The sequence below is a fragment of the Mycobacterium sp. genome, from assembly GCF_019243155.1.
Classification (GTDB): domain Bacteria; phylum Actinomycetota; class Actinomycetes; order Mycobacteriales; family Mycobacteriaceae; genus Mycobacterium.
In genome coordinates, this window is the sequence record NZ_JAFAUS010000106.1 from 1 (window position 1) to 3,517 (window position 3,517).

The 3,517-nt window shown below is 65.4% G+C and carries 4 protein-coding genes; 2 read left to right on the forward strand and 2 right to left on the reverse strand.

Going from position 1 to position 3,517, the window contains the following annotated elements; genetic code table 11:
* A partial coding sequence (locus tag JOZ00_RS05470; protein WP_293340817.1) for an NAD(P)/FAD-dependent oxidoreductase occupies positions 1 to 1,607 on the reverse strand: 1,607 nt, incomplete at its 3' end.
* 143 nt (positions 1,608 to 1,750) lie between these two features.
* On the reverse strand, positions 1,751 to 2,500 hold the full coding sequence (locus JOZ00_RS05475) for a glucose 1-dehydrogenase (protein WP_293340820.1): 750 nt from the start codon (positions 2,498 to 2,500) through the stop codon (positions 1,751 to 1,753).
* A gap of 51 nt (positions 2,501 to 2,551) precedes the next feature.
* On the opposite strand from JOZ00_RS05475, the gene JOZ00_RS05480 reads away from it, so the two are divergent.
* Together JOZ00_RS05480 and JOZ00_RS05485 are read left to right on the forward strand one after the other, a co-directional pair.
* Positions 2,552 to 3,016: a hypothetical protein gene (locus JOZ00_RS05480; RefSeq protein WP_293340823.1), complete on the forward strand. Its 465-nt coding sequence runs from the start codon at positions 2,552 to 2,554 to the stop codon at positions 3,014 to 3,016.
* A 117-nt stretch (positions 3,017 to 3,133) separates the two neighbouring features.
* On the forward strand, positions 3,134 to 3,517 hold a 384-nt coding region (locus JOZ00_RS05485), incomplete at its 3' end, for a nitronate monooxygenase (RefSeq protein ID WP_293340826.1).

A 3,517-nucleotide genomic window follows, 5' to 3' on the forward strand; every position in this document is an offset into this window, starting at 1 on the left:
AAGAAGTTGGGGAATTCCGGGACGGTGATGCCCAGGTAGGCGTAGGGGCGGGTCCCCCACATCTCGTGCAGGTCGGTTCCGTTGCGACCGGTCACCTTCAGCGGCCACAGCACATCGGTGTGCCGGAATCCCGTGGCGTAGACGATGGTGTCGACATCGTGCGTCACGCCGTCCTCGGTGACGACAGCGCGCGGCGTGATCTCGCGGATCGGCGTGCGAACGAGTTCGACGTTATCCCGTTGCAGGGTCTGCAACCAGCTCCCATTGTCCTGCAGCGTCCGCTTGCCGCAGGCCGGATAGTCCGGCATCACCTTGGCCAACAGCTCCTGGGAGTCCGGACCTTCGCCGACCTGGCTGGTGATCCACTGCGAGAACATCATTGCCGCGGCGGCGTTGATGTCGCTGACGGCCGAGTCCTGGTCGGCGTAGTTGGGGTCGGCCTCGGCGGCGTCGAGGCCTTTGTCCGACCCGGGCCACAGCACCAGAAAGCGATACCACCGCCCGTAGAACGGCAGGTGGCGCATCGCCCAGCGCACGCCGTCGCCGACCTCGTCGTGGTACATCGGATTCGGGAACATCCACTGCGCGGTGCGCTGGAAGACCGTCAGGTGCTCGACCTCGCCGGCGATCGCGGGTGCGATCTGAAATCCGCTGGCGCCGGCGCCGATGAGGGCGACCCGCTTGCCGGTCAGATCCACCGAATGATCCCAGGCCGCGGAATGAAACGCGGGTCCCGCGAAGCTGCTGGCACCCTCGAAGTCAGGGATGTTGGGCCGGTTCAGCTGACCGACGGCGGTGATGAGGGCCCGCGCGCGCACGGTGCTGGCCTGGCCGTCGGCCGACCGCAGCGCGACACTCCACACGCCGTCGTCGTCATTCCATTCGGCGGCGACGACTTCGGTGTTCCACCGCACGTGTTCATTCAGGTCGTGCTTGCGCATGACCTTGGTGAAGTAGTCCTGCAGCTCGTACTGCTCGGCGAAGAAGTGTGTCCAGTCGTTGTTGGGTTCGAAGCTGAAGCAGTAGAAATGGTTGGCGACGTCCACGCGGGCGCCGGGATAGCTGTTCTCCCACCATGTTCCGCCGGGGCCGGCGTTCTTCTCGACGACCGTGAAATCGATGTTGGCCTGCTTGAGCCGGACGCCGGCAAGGACGCCGGATTCACCGCATCCCACCACCAGCACCGCGAACTCTGCCGTGCGGTCGGTCGCCAGGGCGGCCGGGCGCCGGGGGTCGGCGCCGTCGAGGTCGAGCTCCTCGGAGACCAGCGCGAGGTAGTCGTCGGGAACGTGCTCACACGCCGCCCAGTCCATCATTTCCCTGATCAGTTCGGGGCTCAGCGGTTCGGGTTCGGGGCAACCGCGGTCCCGATAGTCGGCGATCACCGACACCGCCTCGGCCCGGGCCCGCGCCTTGTCCTCCTCGGACATGAACCCCTGGACTTCGTTGAGGAAGATGCCCATCTGCTTGAAGTCGCGGATGAATCGGGGGTCGCCGGTGATGTGGACGAGGGAAAGCAACAGCGTCGGGATGCTGACATCCTCTAGCGCGGCCGCGATTTCGGACGTCGACGTGGTGAAGGGATCGCCGGCGTAACGGCTGCGCATCAAGGGCAATCCTTTCGGTGAACGAATGCCAAATTACGCTACGCGCAGTTTCGTAATTGGAAGCACTACGCTACCCGCTGGCACCGGACCCGATCAAGAGGTCGCTGGAGGCGTCAAACAAAGGCGTTGTGGCGCAGACGATTTCAGTGTGCGTCGGGGTCGCGATGCGACACGTCGGCCACCAGTCCGCCGTCCATCACGAACTCGGCCGCAGTGGCGTACGACGATTCGTCGCTGGCCAGGAAGAGGACGAACGTCGACACCTCCTGCGGCTCTCCCGGACGGCCCAGCGGTATGTTCAGCAGGTCCTGGGGAAGCTTGGCGGTCATCGGTGTGCGGATGAAGCCGGGATGTATCGAGTTGACGCGAATTCCATGCGGCGCCAATTCCAGTGCGGCGGACTTGGTCAGGCCGCGGACCGCCCACTTGGAGGTCACATACCCGTGCACCCACGCCGCGCCGCGCATCCCCTCGATGGACGAGACGTTGACGATCGAGCCGCCGCCGGCGGCGATCATCGGGTCGACGACGGCCTGGATGCCCAACAACGTGCCGGTGACGTTCACGTCGAGGATCTGCTGCCACCTGGTCAGGTCGAACGTCTTGATCGGGCCGTAGTTCACGATCCCGGCGTTGTTCACCAAAACGTTGAGCTTTCCGAATTCCTCCACCGCGACCGCGGCCGCGGTCGCCCACTGTTCGGGGCTGGTCACGTCGAGATGCACGTAGCGCCCGGCGGCGCCGAGTTCGTCGGCCAGCGCCTGCCCCTCGTCGTCGAGGATGTCGCCGATCACCACCTTGGCGCCCTCGGACGCCAGCAGCCGGGCATGCGATGCCCCCATGCCACGGGCGGCCCCGCTGATCAATGCGACTTTGTCGGCTACGCGTCCCATGGGGGCTGAGGCTACCGTTAGAACCTGTTCTAACGGAGGTGGGTGAGCGCGATGGCCCCGTTACTCACGGCATGCGCCGGATTCCTCTTCGCCATCCTGTGGATGGACCTGATCTTCGACGTTCAGGTTCTGCGCCACCGACGGCAACCGGGTGATCTGCCCGAGAACGTGCTCGCCTCCATCGCGGCCTACTACCACCGCGCGACTACCACGTCCCGGCCGATGAGCCGGCTGATCGTGCTTGTCATGGTGACGCTGCTGGGAACGCTGGTGTTCATGGCCGCATACGGGCGCGATCCCGCGTGGCTCCTTGTCGCGTCCGCCGCCCTGGCGGGCATCCCGACAATGCTGGCGTTGACCCACACGGTGCCCGATGCGGTGCGACTCGGGTACCGCGAGGACAGCCCGCCCGAACAGACGCGCCTGGCGCGATCCGTGTGCCGGGATCACCTGTTGTGCGCCTGCTGCATGCTCACGTTCGTCACGCTGTGGGTGGCGCACAGCGTCGCTGTCTAGCGCGCTTGGGCGACGGGTCGTAGTAGCAAGGCACAGGTCGGGGGCGGCTGGCCACGTCAGTGGGCTCCGTACTAAACTAGAACACGTTCCAATTCGGCGAGTGCCCCAGGAGTTGTAATGCACACCCCTATTTGCGACGAACTCGGTATCGAGTTCCCGATCTTCGCCTTCACCCACTGCCGCGATGTCGTCGTGGCGGTCAGCAAGGCCGGGGGGTTCGGCGTGCTCGGAGCGGTCGGCTTCACTCCCGAGCAGCTGGAAATCGAGCTCAACTGGATCGACGAGAACATCGGCGACCACCCCTATGGTGTCGACATCGTCATCCCCAACAAGTACGAGGGGATGGACTCGGGCCAGTCCGCCGAGGAGCTGACCGAGACGCTGCGCAAGATGGTGCCCCAGGAGCACCTGGACTTCGGCAAGAAGATCCTCGCCGATCACGGCGTGCCCGTTGAGGACAGCGACGGTGACACCCTGCAGCTGCTCGGGTGGACCGAGGCG

Bases quoted from the DNA above. Each gene is read 5' to 3' on its own strand.
- JOZ00_RS05475 (WP_293340820.1), bottom strand. From the start codon at position 2,500: ATGGGACGCGTAGCCGACAAAGTCGCATTGATCAGCGGGGCCGCCCGT.
- JOZ00_RS05480 (WP_293340823.1), top strand. From the start codon at position 2,552: ATGGCCCCGTTACTCACGGCATGCGCCGGATTCCTCTTCGCCATCCTG.